Source organism: Clostridium sp. AM29-11AC (genome assembly GCF_003480545.1).
In the GTDB taxonomy this organism is placed as follows: Bacteria; Bacillota; Clostridia; order Lachnospirales; family Lachnospiraceae; genus Otoolea; species Otoolea saccharolyticum_A.
Genome location: NZ_QUJI01000006.1, coordinates 53,814 through 68,449 on the forward strand (window position 1 = coordinate 53,814; position 14,636 = coordinate 68,449).

14 protein-coding genes and 1 tRNA gene are annotated in these 14,636 nt (G+C 51.1%); 9 read left to right on the plus strand and 6 right to left on the minus strand.

Going from position 1 to position 14,636, the window contains the following annotated elements; genetic code table 11:
• Positions 1 to 215 precede the first annotated feature (215 nt).
• From DW757_RS06525 to DW757_RS06565, 8 genes are all read left to right on the plus strand, one after another.
• Positions 216 to 821, plus strand: a complete 606-nt coding sequence (locus DW757_RS06525) for a TetR/AcrR family transcriptional regulator (RefSeq protein ID WP_087384499.1) — start codon at positions 216 to 218, stop codon at positions 819 to 821.
• Positions 818 to 1,705: an ABC transporter ATP-binding protein gene (locus tag DW757_RS06530; RefSeq protein ID WP_015574139.1), complete on the plus strand. Its 888-nt coding sequence runs from the start codon at positions 818 to 820 to the stop codon at positions 1,703 to 1,705. The genes DW757_RS06525 and DW757_RS06530 overlap by 4 nt, the downstream gene beginning before the upstream one ends.
• Before the next feature lie 9 nt (positions 1,706 to 1,714).
• Positions 1,715 to 2,506 (plus strand): ABC transporter permease subunit, encoded by a 792-nt coding sequence (locus tag DW757_RS06535; protein WP_015544018.1) that lies wholly within the window; start codon positions 1,715 to 1,717, stop codon positions 2,504 to 2,506.
• A 12-nt stretch (positions 2,507 to 2,518) separates the two neighbouring features.
• On the plus strand, positions 2,519 to 3,304 hold the full coding sequence (locus DW757_RS06540; protein ID WP_015574138.1) for an ABC transporter permease subunit: 786 nt from the start codon (positions 2,519 to 2,521) through the stop codon (positions 3,302 to 3,304).
• A gap of 10 nt (positions 3,305 to 3,314) precedes the next feature.
• Positions 3,315 to 3,503, plus strand: coding sequence for a cysteine-rich KTR domain-containing protein (locus tag DW757_RS06545; RefSeq protein WP_117508171.1), 189 nt, complete (start codon positions 3,315 to 3,317; stop codon positions 3,501 to 3,503).
• 401 nt (positions 3,504 to 3,904) lie between these two features.
• Positions 3,905 to 4,324 (plus strand): sigma-70 family RNA polymerase sigma factor, encoded by a 420-nt coding sequence (locus DW757_RS06550; protein WP_015574136.1) that lies wholly within the window; start codon positions 3,905 to 3,907, stop codon positions 4,322 to 4,324.
• Positions 4,325 to 4,776: 452 nt separating this feature from the next.
• A complete protein-coding gene (locus tag DW757_RS06560; protein WP_015574135.1) occupies positions 4,777 to 4,995 on the plus strand; it encodes a hypothetical protein in 219 nt (72 codons plus the stop codon).
• Between the two features lie 72 nt (positions 4,996 to 5,067).
• Positions 5,068 to 6,690, plus strand: coding sequence for a recombinase family protein (locus DW757_RS06565; RefSeq protein ID WP_015574134.1), 1,623 nt, complete (start codon positions 5,068 to 5,070; stop codon positions 6,688 to 6,690).
• Between the two features lie 54 nt (positions 6,691 to 6,744).
• Here the strand turns inward: DW757_RS06565 and DW757_RS06570 are convergent.
• The 3 genes from DW757_RS06570 to DW757_RS06585 all read right to left on the minus strand — a co-directional run bounded on the left by DW757_RS06570 (position 6,745) and on the right by DW757_RS06585 (position 9,287).
• A tRNA-Ala gene (locus tag DW757_RS06570) sits at positions 6,745 to 6,820 on the minus strand.
• A gap of 422 nt (positions 6,821 to 7,242) precedes the next feature.
• The gene (locus DW757_RS06580) at positions 7,243 to 8,628 is read right to left on the minus strand and encodes an amidohydrolase (RefSeq protein ID WP_118751314.1); all 1,386 of its coding nucleotides are present in this window, start codon (positions 8,626 to 8,628) and stop codon (positions 7,243 to 7,245) included.
• A gap of 44 nt (positions 8,629 to 8,672) precedes the next feature.
• Positions 8,673 to 9,287 (minus strand): sugar O-acetyltransferase, encoded by a 615-nt coding sequence (locus DW757_RS06585; protein WP_118751315.1) that lies wholly within the window; start codon positions 9,285 to 9,287, stop codon positions 8,673 to 8,675.
• 282 nt (positions 9,288 to 9,569) lie between these two features.
• Here DW757_RS06585 and DW757_RS06590 point away from each other — a divergent pair, with 282 nt between their 5' ends.
• Positions 9,570 to 10,523 (plus strand): PfkB family carbohydrate kinase, encoded by a 954-nt coding sequence (locus DW757_RS06590; RefSeq protein WP_118751316.1) that lies wholly within the window; start codon positions 9,570 to 9,572, stop codon positions 10,521 to 10,523.
• A 98-nt stretch (positions 10,524 to 10,621) separates the two neighbouring features.
• Here the strand turns inward: DW757_RS06590 and DW757_RS06595 are convergent, their stop codons facing one another.
• The 3 genes from DW757_RS06595 to ilvA form a co-directional block, all read right to left on the minus strand.
• The gene (locus DW757_RS06595) at positions 10,622 to 11,953 is read right to left on the minus strand and encodes an amidohydrolase (RefSeq protein WP_118751317.1); all 1,332 of its coding nucleotides are present in this window, start codon (positions 11,951 to 11,953) and stop codon (positions 10,622 to 10,624) included.
• A gap of 61 nt (positions 11,954 to 12,014) precedes the next feature.
• The gene (locus tag DW757_RS06600; RefSeq protein ID WP_015574129.1) at positions 12,015 to 13,271 is read right to left on the minus strand and encodes a chloride channel protein; all 1,257 of its coding nucleotides are present in this window, start codon (positions 13,269 to 13,271) and stop codon (positions 12,015 to 12,017) included.
• Positions 13,272 to 13,355: 84 nt separating this feature from the next.
• Positions 13,356 to 14,606, minus strand: a complete 1,251-nt coding sequence (ilvA, locus tag DW757_RS06605) for a threonine ammonia-lyase (RefSeq protein ID WP_118751318.1) — start codon at positions 14,604 to 14,606, stop codon at positions 13,356 to 13,358.
• Between the last annotated feature and the right edge of the window lie 30 nt (positions 14,607 to 14,636).

Genomic DNA, 14,636 nt, shown 5'->3' on the forward strand with positions numbered 1-14,636 from the left:
ACAACTTGTCCCAAAGTGCCGGGTTTGGGGAGGCTCCCCAACAAGCGTTTTTGCAGCCCCCACGGGATGCAAAAATAGCAAGTGTGGCTACACTTGCCCTGCTTGCCATTTGTGCGCTCCTCTCAAAATAGCGCAAAACGTCTTGACCGATTCGGTTATTTATGTTACACTGTATACAAATAACCGATTCGGTTATTTGAAGGAGCAGAATAGTAATGGAAAAATTATTAGCGCTTTCACAGGAGAAACAGGCAACAATCCGTAATGCGGCGCTTGCCTGTTTCGCAAGACATGGATATGAAAAAACGTCAATCAATGATATTGCGGTAGCGGCAGGTATCTCAAAGGCGTCTATATTCCAGTATTTTGGAAATAAGCAGACACTTTACCAGTATTTATTTGATTACTGCGCTGCCCAAATGAAGCAAGCCTATAACACGAGTGCATTGGAGGAAACTACGGATTTCTTTGACCGTGTATGGGAAGCCAGCGTTATGAAAGTGGAAATCTTAAAAAAGCACCCGCATATTGCGTCGTTTATTGCAAGTGTGGCAGTGGAACCAACGCCTGAATTGAAAAGTGCCATATTTTCAGAAGCAAATGAAAAATATATCGCATCGCTTGTTCTGCATGAGCGGGATTATAAAAAATTCAGACACCCGGAGGATGCAGAATTAGTGTTTCAGATGCTTATGATGCTTGCAAAGGGTATGTCCGTTCAGTTGGAAAGTGGAGTGGATTATGACAGCATGATGAAAGAGTTTCGAAACATCCTAGATATGTTGAAACACAACTTTTACAAGGAGGAATATTTGCCATGAGCAAGCCGGTAATTGTCCTAAACGAACTTACAAAAAGCTATGGAAAACATCGAGGAATTGAAAACATTAGCTTTACTGTTGAACAAGGCGAGGTTTTCGGCTTTATTGGCCCCAATGGAGCAGGAAAATCTACCACAATCCGTACTCTAATGGGCCTGCTGAAACCCTCCAACGGAGGAGCCTCTATCTTTGGGTTAGATTGTAGTCGGGAGCCCGCCCGTATCGCAAAGGATGTGGGGTATCTTCCCAGCGAAAACTGTTACTACAACAATATGAAAGTAAAAGAAATGCTTTTCTACACAGCAGAACTCTATGGTGTGAATGCCCACAGCCGGATGGAAGAATTAGCGGAGCGGTTGAATTTAGACTTATCCAGGCGAATTGGCGATTTGTCTTTAGGGAACAAGAAAAAAGTTGGCATTGTGTCGGCTCTGTTACCCTCTCCGAAGTTGCTGATTATGGACGAGCCTACCAGTGGCCTTGACCCGCTCATCCAGCAGGCTTTCTATGATATTCTGAAAGAAGAAAACAAACGAGGTGTGACCATTTTTCTGTCCTCCCACGTTTTGAGTGAGGTGCAAAGACTTTGTGACCGTGTAGCCATTCTGCGGGAGGGGAAGCTGATCAGTGTTCAATCCATGAAGGAACTGCGGGAAAACGGATACAAGAAAATCTCGCTGACAGCAAAAAGCGCCATTCCAGAGGATTTCTTTTCTGTTCCCGGTACGGCTAATTTAGAGTGGGACAAGAGCAAGACTTCTGTATCCTTTATGTTCAGCGGACCAGTTATGATGATTATGAACCAGCTTCATCGGCTGGAGCTGGAGGATATTTTAATTGAGGAACCGTCATTGGAAGAAGTATTCCTCCACTACTACGAATAGGAGGTCGTTATGTTGATTTTTCGATTTGAATGGAAACGAAAACGAAAATATATTCTGATTTGGGCCGCAACTCTTGCGGTCTGTATCTTCTCCATGACGCCAGTGTATTATGGCATGATTGAAACGGTGGAAACTTTGCCTGTGGAATTTACACAGGGAGGCTTTTTTGAAACGGTTGGTATTTCTCTGGAGCTATTGATGGAGCCACTTGGTATGTACTCGTTCCTCACAGGCTTTTTTATGGTTGCAGGGGGGATTTTCGGGATGCACTTGGGGCTGTCGTTACATACAGAAGAGTGTACGGGAAATACGGCTGAATACTTATACACAAAGCCTTGTGGACGGAAACAGATTTATATGGGAAAGCTGCTATGTGCGCTTGCCGGAATATGTGTAACAGGGATTTTTTATCTGGCGACTTCATTTCTAACGATGACTCTGTTCCGTTTCGGATTTCCCATCGGGGAATTTTTCTTGGTGGCAGGTTCGTTTATTCTCATCTCCCTCTTTTTTGCACTATTGGGACTGATGGTTGGAATATTTCACCCCAATAATCGTTCCCCACTTCTGACAGCCGGATTGGTTGTGTTTGTGGAATATTGTATCACTTCTTTTTCGAGGACTGTCAATATCCGGGCAATCGGCTTTTTATCGCCGTTTTCTTTTTTCAGTCCAGCGGAAATCCACAATGCTGGAACTTATTCATGGGACTATATGCTCTGGTATCTGCTCCTGCTGTTTGGGTTTGCGCTGCTGGCATACTGGAAAATCTTGAAGCGGGATATTGCGTTGGCTGTGTAAAGGAGGAAACGAATGAAGGCGTTAGTGAAAAACGAGCTGCGCTTAACAAGAAAACTACTGCTGATCTGGATGGGAATTGTCTTGATTTTGTGTGGCTTCGCTTACTTTGAGTATTTGTCACTAAAGGAAAGCCTCAATGAGCTGACAGGGCTAATATCGAATTTTCCGAAAATTCTGAAAGCTATGTTTGGTGTGAGCGGTGATCTGACTTCTGCTTTGGGCTGGTATGGCTGTATGTATTATTGGGTCACGATGCTAACCAACAGCTATGCGGTCTATCTCGGTGTTTCGTGTGTAGCGAAAGAACAGGCGCAGGGAACGGCAGAATATCTATTTACAAAACCAGTGGGTCGCAACAAGGTTGTCTGTGCCAAAGCAGTTGCCTGTGTATGTAATTTGCTTGCACTTGCGGTATTCAGCGGGTTATGTAATTATTTTACCGCCATTTTACCGCTAGGCGGTTTAGAGCAAAGAAACGCTGCTTTTACCACCACATTGGGCCTGTTTTTGACAGGGTTGACTTTGTTTGCAATCACGCTTCTGGCCTCCAGCCTGACGAGAACCTATAAAGGGGCTGTTCGGATAGGCGCGGGAATATTATTGCTCTTTTATGGCATCAGCATCACCGCCGAATATCTTGAAGCTCCAATGCTGTACTGCTTAACGCCATTAAAATTCTTCGATGTTTACACAGTGGCAATAAGTGGAATACAGTTTTCGTTCTTCCTATTGGCTATGATAATTGCGATTGGTTCTGTTATCACAGCTCAAAAAGTTTGGACGCTCAGGGAAATTTGAAATGAACGATATGGATAGCTTCGAGTGGCTGCTATGTCCTGTCTGTAACAGTAAAACTCGTATCAAGCTGCGGTTAGATACTGAGCTGAAAAACTTTCCTTTGTTTTGTCCTAAATGCAAACAAGAAACTTTAATCAGCGTAGAAAAATTTAAGATTTTAGTTATCACAGAGCCAGACGCACAGACGCAGAGCCGATAACCCGTTAGCCCTCAGGCGCGGATTATCGGCTCTTTTGTTTTCGGCGGCTGTCAATTAAAGCCGCCGCGTTATACGACGACTTTATGAGGAACACGGCGGTTTCCGAGGAGGGATCGTCGTGTTCATTTTGCTTTTTCATAGTACGCATGATCTTCACCAGCTAAAAAAAGCGTAGCTCCCCCTCCGGGCAAGTCCGGCATTGGACGCGAAATTTGCCAGTACATTAAGAATAATGTCATTTCACGCGCTTGTGTGGCATCACGCCATGCGAGCGCGTTTTTCTATACCCACCTTGGGACAAGTTGTCCCGAGGTAGGCAGGGGCGGCCCCGGCTGCCGATCCCCGCCATCCCCCGTTCAGATCGTCCACCCACAACAAAAATCTGAACGGAGGAAAATATAATGACTACTATCAATCTGAAGGACTTTTACTCTTGGCACACCCATGATGAATATATCGAAGTTTCCGATGAAGTGGCCGCCGAGCTGCGGGCCGACAAGCTGTATGAGGCTGCCTACCAGCGGCGGATAATCCGCAATAAGGCACAGTATTCCCTCGACTGTGATGATGGGATCGAATACTCTGCCTGCCTTTCCGAGCCGACCCCGCAGGAGCTGCTGGAGCGCATGGAGCGTTTCTGCGATCTGTGGAACGCGCTGAACACTTTGCCCGAAACGCAGGGGCTTCGCATTGATGCCTGTATCATTGAAGGCAAGAGCATGACTGAGGTTGCCGAGGCCGATGGCGTAAGCGTGGCCGCCGTACATAAATCTATCCAGCAGGGTTTGAAGTCCATGAAAAAATATTTGCAAAATGTTTGATGTAGGGGGTTAAAAAACATCTTCCAAATGTCCTTGGTATATGAGAGGAGTTGATCCTCTCCACAACTGAATAGCGGCGGCTCCGGGCATAGTGCGAGGAGCCGGGCGGCGGGTGCGCCAGGACTTCTCCAACACGGAGGACGAGCGATCCACACCAACGCCGCAAGTGGGGACTTGCCACCCCACGGCCACGATCCGCGAGTGGACAGGCTGGCAGCCTGTCCCCCGGAGCTGCCGCACCACCCCAGCAAGGAGCGTCGCGCCGAGTATAGCTGTCTTATGACGGGCCAAGAAAATGAGCGCGGCGCTCCTTATTCTAACTTCGAGACAAATTGTCCCAATGTGGAGAAAGGCAAAAGGGCGACACCCAATCGCGGGTGCCGCCTTTTCGTGTTTCCCCAACAGACAACGGGGATCAATCAGTTCTACGCCATTTGTGAAGGAGGTCATCTATGGAGCGCACAAGAGAATTAACCACTTTCGCCATTGACGGTTATCAAATATCCGCTACCTTTGCCGATAGCAGAAACACAACGGCCCTCGGCCATGTGAAACAGATTTTGCTATCCTCTTTTGCCAACAATGCCGCCAAGCATACCCACGGCGACATCCTTGCAATCCACCCCAATCGGAGCGATAATAATAGTGGGGGTAGCCCCTATGTACCTTGAAAAGTTCATATCTCCCGCGTATTGATTCGCTCTTTTGGTTTGCCCTTATGACAAATGAAAGGACGGATCAATATGGAAAATAACATTCTTATCGGAACTCGCGTTGACTGTTTGTATAGAGTGTCCACCGACAAGCAAGTGGACTATGACGATAAAAGCCAAGCCGACATCCCCATGCAGCGCAGAGAGTGCCACCGCTTCTGTGAAAAGATGGGCTGGACGATTGTTCACGAAGAACAGGAGGACGGCGTATCCGGCCACAAGGTACGGGCCGAAAACCGCGACAAACTCCAAATCATCAAAGAACGGGCCAAGCAGGGCAAGTTCGATATTCTGCTGGTGTTCATGTTTGACCGCATCGGGCGTATCGCTGACGAAACGCCCTTTGTGGTGGAATGGTTTGTCAAGAACGGCATCCGGGTATGGAGTACCCAAGAGGGTGAGCAGCGTTTTGATACCCACACCGACAAACTCACCAACTATATCCGCTTCTGGCAAGCTGACGGTGAAAGCGAAAAGACTTCTATCCGCACAAAAACCGCCCTCGGCCAGCTTGTCGAGGACGGCGGTTTCAAAGGCGGGCTTGCTCCCTACGGCTACGATCTCGTAAAAAGTGGCCGCTTCAACAAGCGAAAGCATGAGGTTTATGAGCTGGTTGTCAACGAGGCCGAGGCCGCTGTGGTGCGGATTATCTTTGACAAGTATGTGCATGAGGGCTACGGAGCCCAGCGGATCGCCACCTATCTGAATAAGCTCGGGTATCGGGCAAGGTCGGGTAAGATGTGGCACCACGCCAGCATCCGGGGTATCATCTGCAACCTCACCTATACCGGCGTACTCCGCAGCGGCGATAGCCGATCCCAAGTGCTGCTGCACTTGCAGATTATCCCGCCGGAACTCTTTGAGGCCGCACAGCATATCCGCACTTCCCGTGCCAATTCTGCCGAACAGGAGCGCCGTGTTCCTCTCAACACCCGAGGCCAGTCCCTGCTGGCCGGGAATGTGTTTTGTGGTCATTGTGGCTCCCGGCTCTCACTCACCACAAACGGCAAGGCTTATCCCTGCAAGGACGATCCAAACCGCATTGTAAAGCGTGTACGGTATATCTGCTACGGCAAAACCCGCAAGCAAACGGAATGTGACGGTCAGACCGGGTACACGGCACATACCCTTGACGGCATCATTGATAAGGTGGTGCGACAGATCTTTGAGCGTATGAAAGCTGTCCCCAAAAGTGAGATCGTCAATATCCGATACAAAGAAAAGATGGAGGAACGGAAAGCGCTGCTCCGCAGCATCCGGGCCGAACATACAAAAGTATCTGCCGAGCTGAATATGCTGAAGGCCGAGGTCATTAAATCCCTGCGCGGCGAAAGTGCTTTTTCGCAGGACTTGCTCGGCTCTCTGATTTCTGACTGTGAGACAAAATGTCTCGAAGTTCAGCAGCAGCTTGAGGCGGCGCAACTGGCCTATGACGAAGGACAGGCTGTGCTGGAACACTTGAACGCCCAATACGATGACATTATCTCTTGGGCTGATATGTACGACACCGCCAGCATGGAGGCAAAGAAAATGATCGTCAACTGCCTTATCAAGCGGGTGGAGGTCTACCGGGACTACAAGTTGCATATCGACTTTAACATTGACTTTGAGCAGTTCAGCATGGGCATGGACATCGTTGCCATCGCTGCATAAAGCAAAAACCCCACTTCCGAAGAAGTGAGGTTTTCGTTCACAATCTCTTGGTGATGGTGGAGATAAGCGGGATCGAACCGCTGACCTCTTGAATGCCATTCAAGCGCTCTCCCAGCTGAGCTATACCCCCAGATAAGAGAGATTGTGATGTTTAATTTTTATGTTCCCTGTACGGGGGTTGTTTACCGCTTCAACCGGGCTCCCAGCTGAGCTATATCCCCAAATATTTAATTCTTCTGACAGGTCATATAATACCATAAAAAATCTGTTTATGCAAGTTTTTTTCAACTATTTGTTCTTTTAATCTGGCCGCTGCCCCTGTCTCTTTCCTCCTTTTTCATCTGCCTGCGCGGCGCAGGCTGCAAAATATGCCATGTCTGCTTTCTGAGTAAGCCGGCATTTCCAGTGTTCACCTGTCCAGAGCTGAAACCGGAAAAACCAGTGCGATATACCTCTATCGTCTGATACAGAGAGCTTTCAGACAGATACCGGAGCACTCCAGTGCACTTTCGCCTGCCTGGAAGTCTCCGGCCTTCTTTTTCTTCTGTCCGCCTACTTCATCAAATCGTAGACAATCGCTGAAAAGGCAGCCACTCCTTTTACCAGCACCTCCTCATCCACATCAAAGCGGACCGTGTGCTGCGGGGAGGCCATTTTCGTCATGGTTCTCATATACACGGCCTGTCCTCCCTGCTCCTGGACACGGTTCATCATAAATCCAATGTCCTCGCTGCCCCAGTTTCTCGCGTTGGGGTTGCTGCTGACGCGGTACTGGGGGAGGTGTTCCTTTACCATGTTCGAAATCCGCTCAATTAACTCCGGGCTGCTGACCTGGGACGGAGCATGGCCTAAAAGCTCCATCTCACAGGTACATTCCTCCATAGCGGCGGCCGCCTGGCAGATCTCCCTTGCCCGTTTGTCCATATAGTCGTTAATCTGCGTCGTCTCGCCGCGCACCTCCATAATCAGCATGGCCTCGTCGGCTATCACATTGCTGTTGCTGCCGCCCTTTATGACCCCCACATTGACACGGCTGATTCCCTGGCTGTGGCGGGCGATTCCTGAGAGTCCCACAGTTGCATGGGCGGCAGCCAGAACGGCATTTTTCCCCTCCTCCGGAAATCCCCCGGCATGGGCTGACTGTCCGTGAAATAAAACCTGATACTTGCAGGTGGCCAGAGAGCCGTAGGTTCCCGGCGTAATATCTCCGTCATCCTCCCTGTCATCCGGCGCCACATGGGTTCCGGCAAAATAGTCCACTCCGTCGAGATGCCCGTTCTCCACCATGGCGTAGGCGCCCTTTGTCCCCTCCTCTCCAGGCTGGAACAAAAATTTTACAGTGCCGTGAAGGCTGTCCCTAATCCCTGACAGCAGCTTCGCCGTTCCCAGACCGATGGCTCCATGACAGTCATGACCGCAGGCATGCATCATCCCATGGTTGACAGAAGAAAAGCCTTCCCTGTACGGGCGGTGCTCCTCGTCGGAGGCCTCCGTCATGGGCAGAGCGTCAATGTCAAACCGCAGGGCTGTCACAGGCCCCTCGCCGCAGCGCAGAATCCCCACGACTCCCGTGTAGCCCTGCCCCATTTCCTCTGTCAGAAATTCCTCCGGCGCTCCCTGGCTCTTTACCTTCTCGAAGTGTTCTCTGAGCGTTTCACCGTCCGGCACAGCCATTCTGGCTCCCTCCCGGCAGACGCTTTTTCCCGTCAGCACCTCCAGCCCCAGGCTCTTCAGATACTCTGCAATTTTGGCGGAGGTGCGCATTTCCAGCCATCCTGTTTCCGGATACCGGTGAAAATCACGGCGGATCTTCGTCAGCTCCTCTCTCTCCTTTTCTGCCATTTTCGCAATCTTCTGATACATATCCTCCCTGTTCTCAGAGGTATTTTTCATCTCTGATTTTTTTATCTCCGCATCTTTCATCTCTGCATCTTCCATGACATTTCCTCCTTCTCCTGCTTCACAGAACCTTTTTCCGGCACTTACACGTACATTTCCGGGGGCATCCGGTCGTCTTTTGAGAGAGTCCGGATCACCCGGCAGGGATTTCCCGCCGCAAACACGCCGGAAGGGATATCCCTGGTCACCACGCTTCCGGAACCGATCACCGTGTCATGCCCAATCGTGACGCCGGGATTTACGGTCACCCTTCCTCCCAGCCATACATTGTCCCTGATCGTGATCGGACGGCAGTATTCCAGATTGTATTTTCTCCCCTCCGGGTCAGTCCTCACATTCCGCTCCCCGGCAAGCATCGGGTGCACCGGCGTGAGAAGCGCCAGCCCCGGCCCGGCAAACACCTGATTTCCTATGTGAATCGGCGCGCAGTCAAGGAAAATGCTGTCAAAATTAAAGTAACAGTTATCGCCGATATAGGTATTGCATCCATAGTCAAAGCGGATACTCGGCTCCACACAGGTGTCTGCGCCCAGATGGCCTAAAAGCTCCTCCAAAATCTCCCGGCGGGTGGCGCCCTCGTCCTCGTCCGTCCTGTTATAGCGGTTGGCGGCCTTCCTTGCAGCCCTTCTCAGACGGCTCAGATAGTCATCTGACGGATCATACAGAACACCCTTTAGCATTTTTTCATATTCTGTCATCGCGTTTCTGTCCTTTTCTCTGTTTTCAGTGTTTTGTCTGCACGTATAAATATACTATATTTATTTTCCTTCTGCCACTGGATTTAACAGAAACTTTCATTTTTTCCCTGCCCTTTACTATCCCGTCCATTCGCCGGCCTGCTTTATTTTTTCTTGATTCAAATGACAGATCCGGGATCATTGTGTATAATGAAAACGGCTTCTGCCTGTTTTCCCTGTTCCTCCTGCGGAGTACAGGGCAGGCAAAGTGCAGAAATTCGCGAATATATCAGGAGAAAATAGATGAACAGAAATACAGATGATTTAAGAGAAAACCGCTTAAACAGGAAAAAAATTCTCGTGATCGGCTCCACCTGTGTAGACATTATCATCCAGATCGATCACCTTCCCAGAACGGAGGAGGACATCCATCCCACCGGCCAGTCCCTGTCCCTGGGCGGCTGCGCCTACAATGTGGCCAACATGATCCGGCTTTTCAACGCTCCCCTCACCTTCATCTCCCCGGTGGGCACCGGCTTCTACGGAGAATATGTGGAAAAGGAGCTGAAAAAGCGGGGCTTTGAGGTTTTCGTCCATGTGCCGGACCGGGAAAACGGCTGCTGCTACTGTCTGGTAGAAAAGGGCGGGGAGAGAACCTTTATGTCCTGCCATGGAGCAGAATATACCTTTGACAAAAAATGGATGGAGCCCTTTGAGAATACGGACTTTGACATGGTTTATGTCTGCGGGCTGGAAATTGAAGAGCCCACCGGGCTCAGCCTGATTGAATATCTGGAGCAGCATCCAAAGCGGGAGCTCTTCTATGCCCCGGGCCCCAGAGGAATCCAGATCAGCAGGGAAAAAACGGAGCGCATTTTCGCCCTCCATCCCATTCTCCATATCAATGAGTCAGAGGCCTTCGCTCTCTCCGGCTGCTCTTCGGTCACAGATGCAGCCCGCGCCCTCTCTGAGCGGACAAAGAACACGGTTGTCATCACCCTGGGCGAACAGGGTACCTACTGTCTCGAACGAAACGGCCTCTCCTATCTGGAGCCCTCAAAGCCGGCCCGGGTTGCGGACACCATAGGAGCCGGAGATTCCCACATCGGCACTCTGATGGCATGCCTGAGCCTGGGGCAGGATATGGGAGAGGCCATCCGCACCGCCAACCGGATCGCCGCAGCCGTCGTGGAAGTTCAGGGCGCCTCCCTGTCTGAGGAGGAGTTTCTGGCAGCTCTTGGGCAGCAGAAACGATAAAAACGGCGGAGCAGAAACCCCACAGGTCTGAGAAAAACATGGCCGCAGTGTCTGAACGCTGTCCTTCGCGCTCTGACACTGCGGCCATCCTTTCAAAACTAGAGCATATCTTCATACTTCTTAGCTGCTTCCATAAATGGTCCCATCTCCTGTTCCAGCTCTCTGCGGATTTTCTGAAGATCCGCCTTCACCAGCTGCTTTCCTCTCACCAGAAGCTCCCCGTTTACCATCACAGTGTCCACATTCGATGCATTGGCAGAGTAAACCAGAGCCGAATAGGGATTATAGCAGGGAAACATATTGACGGAATCCGTTTCCACTATCACCAGATCTGCCTTTTTTCCCGCCTCGATGGAGCCCAGCTCCTGTCCGGCTCCCAGGGCCAGAGCCCCTCCCATGGTTCCGATTTTCACAATGCCGTCGGCCGGGAACAGGCTCCTGTCATGGTAAGCCGTTTTCTGGAAATCGGCAAAGAGTTTAAACAGGGTAAAAAGATCCAGGGTATTTCCCGAGGAGGCGCCGTCTGTGCCAAGCCCCACAGGGATCTTTCTCTTAAGCATGGCAGGGACTGGCGCTACTGCCCGTCCTCCCTTTGTGTTGGAACCGATACAGTGGGCGACAGACGCCCCTGTCTCTGCCAGCAGGTCCATATCATGCTCTGTCATATAGACACAGTGGGCCAGCAGCGTTCTGCGGCTTAAAACTCCCAGCTCATGCAGAAATTCGGTGGGCGTTTTTCCCTGACTCTTAAACTGCTCCATTTCAAAATCCATCTCACTGGAGTGAAGCGTATAGAGGGTGTCATATCTGCACGCCAGCTCATAGGACTTCACCAGCATTTCAGGGGTATTGCTGTAGGTGGCGTGGGGGGCGATAAGGGGATGAACCAGTTCACTGTCCTTCCACTGGCGGATAAAATTCTCCCCGTAGGCCAGCCCTCCGTAGGGCTCGCCGCTGTCGCAGGTTTTCTGGCCGATGACTGTCTCTCCAAGCCACCCTCTCATGCCCAGCTCCTCGCAGGCTTCTGCCACCTCGTCCTCGAAATAATACATATCCACGAAGGAGGTGACACCGGCCAGAAGCATTTCACAGATGCCGTACCGGGCCGCCAGGCGAACCAGGCGTCTCGTCATGGCATCGTTTTCCAGAGGGAAGAGGAAGCGTCTGAGCCTGTCTGCGCAGTCATCTCCCAGGGTTCTGAAGGGCATCATAGACACATGGCAGTGGGTGTTGATAAGCCCGGGAAGCAGGATTCCTCCCCGCCCGTCAATCACCTCTGCCCCCTCCTGAAGCAGATTTTTCTCAGAGCTGTCTTCCCATTCCCCCGCCTCAAGGATTCGGCCTCCCTCTGTCAGGACATAGCCGTTTCGGTATATGGTATTTTTCTCATCCATGGTCAGCACGGTCACATTTTTAATCAGTTTCTTCATTCGCTTCTCCTTCCGGGATTTCTCCCTCTTTCACTATGTCCTCTTCTGCCGGTTTTTCTTCTTACGTCTCGGTCTTTCTGTTGATATACTCGGTCCTGATTTTCGAGTAGGCAAACTTCTGGCTGGAATAGAGGCCGTAATATCCGGAAAGCGTGAAGCTCACCGCGATGGACAGGACAAAGTAGGGCATCGCCTCATAGCCAAACATTTCAAAGCCGATAAGCAGCGTGGAAATCGGGCAGTTGGTAACGCCCACAAACAGGGCCAGCATGCCGCAGGCGGCCATCAGTCCGTGGGGCTGGCCGGTCAGCATGGCAAATGTGCAGCCGAAGGTGGCTCCGATACAGAAGGTGGGCACAATCTCGCCTCCCTTGAATCCTGCCTCCAGGGTCACCGCCGTAAACAGAATTTTCCAGAGGAAGGCCTCATAGCGCACCTCCCCCTCGAAGCACTGCTCAATCAGATGGATTCCGCTCCCGTTATAGTCAATATTCCCGACCAGAATCGTCAGGACAATGACAAGAAAGCCCCCTGCAATCACCCGCTTGTTCGGCGTCGGAAAATACTTTTCATAGATCCTGGCTGTGCGGTGGAGCACGATGCAGAACAGCTCCGACACCAGGGCGCAGAGAAGCCCCAGGATGATGATCAGGAGCGCCATCTTAAGACCGAACTCAGGGATCTCTCCGATGGGAAAGGCCTCCGCCTTAAGCCCCAGATGGCTGGACACAGCCGCGCCGATGAAGGCGGAAAATACGCAGGGGACCAGAGCCGCATAGTACATGACTCCGATGCTGATAACCTCCATGGAAAACACAGCTGCTGCCATGGGAGTTCCGAACAGGGCGGCGAAGGCCCCGCTCATCCCGCACATAACAGCAATTTTTTTATCCTTCTCATCCAGCTTCATTAGCTTTCCGATCTGGTTTCCTATGCTCCCTCCCATCTGAAGGGCAGCTCCCTCTCTTCCCGCCGATCCGCCGGAAAAGTGAGTCAGCACCGTTCCCAGAAAAACTGCAGGGGCCATGCCCAGGCTGATATCCGAGTTCGTGTAGATGGACTCGATCACCATGTTGGTTCCCCTGTTTTTGTCCTCCTTAAGAATATGGTATATCCAGACAATCAGAAGCCCCGTCACAGGAAGGAAGTATATACTCCACCTGTTTGTTCTGAAATAGTTCCCGGCCCACAGAACACAGTGGCCGAATGCCGTCCCGATCAGCCCGGTGGACAGACCGATGAGGACGGAAATTGCGCTCCACTTGACAAAATAGTGGAGATTTTTTCCCATAGGTGTGTTTTTATTCAGCTGATACATAGAGGTTCCCTGCCTTTGCCTGTCCCTTGTCTGCCCGGCTCATAGTTCCCGCCGTGAGCCGGGCTCTCATGCAGCTTGCTGCTGCTACATTTCATAGATGCTTTTGGACTTTACTAATTTCGGTCTGTAGCCTGCGTCATTTAATGCAGCTACGATACTGTTTTTGTGCTCCGTGCCAAAGGCCTCCAGCGTAATGCGAAGCTCCACAGCCGCATTCCGGTTGATGCTGACAAACTGATTGTGCTCCAGTTTGATTACATTGCCCTGCTGCTCAGCCAGAAGAGAAGCCACCTTGGCCAGCTCGCCGGGCTTATCCGGCAGCAGCACGGAAACCGTAAATACCCGATCCCTCTGAATCAGGCCGTGCTGGACAATGGAGGCCATGGTGATCACGTCCATATTGCCTCCGCTCAGAATCGAGACAATCTTTTTCTTCCTGACATCCAGATGCCGGAGAGCCGCCACGGTCAGAAGGCCGGAATTCTCCACGACCATTTTGTGGTTCTCCACCATATCCAGGAAAGCCACAATCAGCTCTGAATCCTCGATGGTGATAATTTTATCCACGTTTTCCTGAATATAGGGGAACAGAAGATCTCCCGGAGTCTGGACAGCCGTTCCGTCTGCGATTGTGTTGACACTTGGAAGAGAAACCACCTTTCCCGCCTTCAGGGATTCCTGCATACAGTTGGCTCCTGCAGGCTCCACGCCGATGATCTTGATTTTCGGATTCAGGAGCTTGGCCAGGGTGGAAACGCCTGTGCACAGCCCGCCTCCGCCGATGGGAACCAGAATATAGTCAACGGTGGGAAGCTCTTTGATAATCTCCATGGCGATCGTTCCCTGTCCTGTGGCTACGTCCAGATCATTGAACGGATGGACGAAAGTATAGCCGTGCTCATCCGCCAGCTTGTAGGCGTGGGCCAGGGCCTCATCAAACACGTCGCCTTCCAGAACCACCTCTGCTCCATAGCTTCTGGTGCGGTTTACCTTCATCAAAGGGGTGGAGGTGGGCATCACAATGGTGGCCTTGATCCCTGCCAGCTTCGCCGCATAGGCCACGCCCTGGGCGTGGTTTCCGGCTGACGCCGTGATCAGGCCTTTTTTCTTCTCCTCCTCGCTCAGGGTGCTGATCTTGTAGTAGGCTCCTCTGACCTTGTAGGCGCCTGTGTACTGCATATTTTCCGGCTTAAAGTACACTTTATTTCCCGTCATGTTGGAGAAATGCTCGCTGTAGACCAGCTTTGTCTCGGTTATGACCCTGCTGACTGCCTCAGTCGCTTCCTCAAATTTCTCCAGTGTCAGCTTCTTCTCGTTTTTTTCCTTCTCGCACATCGTTTCCAGTCTCCTCTCTGATGTAAGGGC

Bases quoted from the DNA above. Each gene is read 5' to 3' on its own strand.
- DW757_RS06595 (WP_118751317.1), bottom strand. From the start codon at position 11,953: ATGAAGAAACTGATTAAAAATGTGACCGTGCTGACCATGGATGAGAAA.
- DW757_RS06590 (WP_118751316.1), top strand. From the start codon at position 9,570: ATGAACAGAAATACAGATGATTTAAGAGAAAACCGCTTAAACAGGAAA.
- DW757_RS06565 (WP_015574134.1), top strand. From the start codon at position 5,068: ATGGAAAATAACATTCTTATCGGAACTCGCGTTGACTGTTTGTATAGA.
- DW757_RS06545 (WP_117508171.1), top strand. From the start codon at position 3,315: ATGGATAGCTTCGAGTGGCTGCTATGTCCTGTCTGTAACAGTAAAACT.
- DW757_RS06525 (WP_087384499.1), top strand. From the start codon at position 216: ATGGAAAAATTATTAGCGCTTTCACAGGAGAAACAGGCAACAATCCGT.
- DW757_RS06560 (WP_015574135.1), top strand. From the start codon at position 4,777: ATGGAGCGCACAAGAGAATTAACCACTTTCGCCATTGACGGTTATCAA.
- DW757_RS06600 (WP_015574129.1), bottom strand. From the start codon at position 13,271: ATGTATCAGCTGAATAAAAACACACCTATGGGAAAAAATCTCCACTAT.
- DW757_RS06585 (WP_118751315.1), bottom strand. From the start codon at position 9,287: ATGACAGAATATGAAAAAATGCTAAAGGGTGTTCTGTATGATCCGTCA.
- DW757_RS06535 (WP_015544018.1), top strand. From the start codon at position 1,715: ATGTTGATTTTTCGATTTGAATGGAAACGAAAACGAAAATATATTCTG.
- DW757_RS06540 (WP_015574138.1), top strand. From the start codon at position 2,519: ATGAAGGCGTTAGTGAAAAACGAGCTGCGCTTAACAAGAAAACTACTG.
- DW757_RS06580 (WP_118751314.1), bottom strand. From the start codon at position 8,628: ATGGAAGATGCAGAGATGAAAGATGCGGAGATAAAAAAATCAGAGATG.
- DW757_RS06530 (WP_015574139.1), top strand. From the start codon at position 818: ATGAGCAAGCCGGTAATTGTCCTAAACGAACTTACAAAAAGCTATGGA.
- ilvA (WP_118751318.1), bottom strand. From the start codon at position 14,606: ATGTGCGAGAAGGAAAAAAACGAGAAGAAGCTGACACTGGAGAAATTT.
- DW757_RS06550 (WP_015574136.1), top strand. From the start codon at position 3,905: ATGACTACTATCAATCTGAAGGACTTTTACTCTTGGCACACCCATGAT.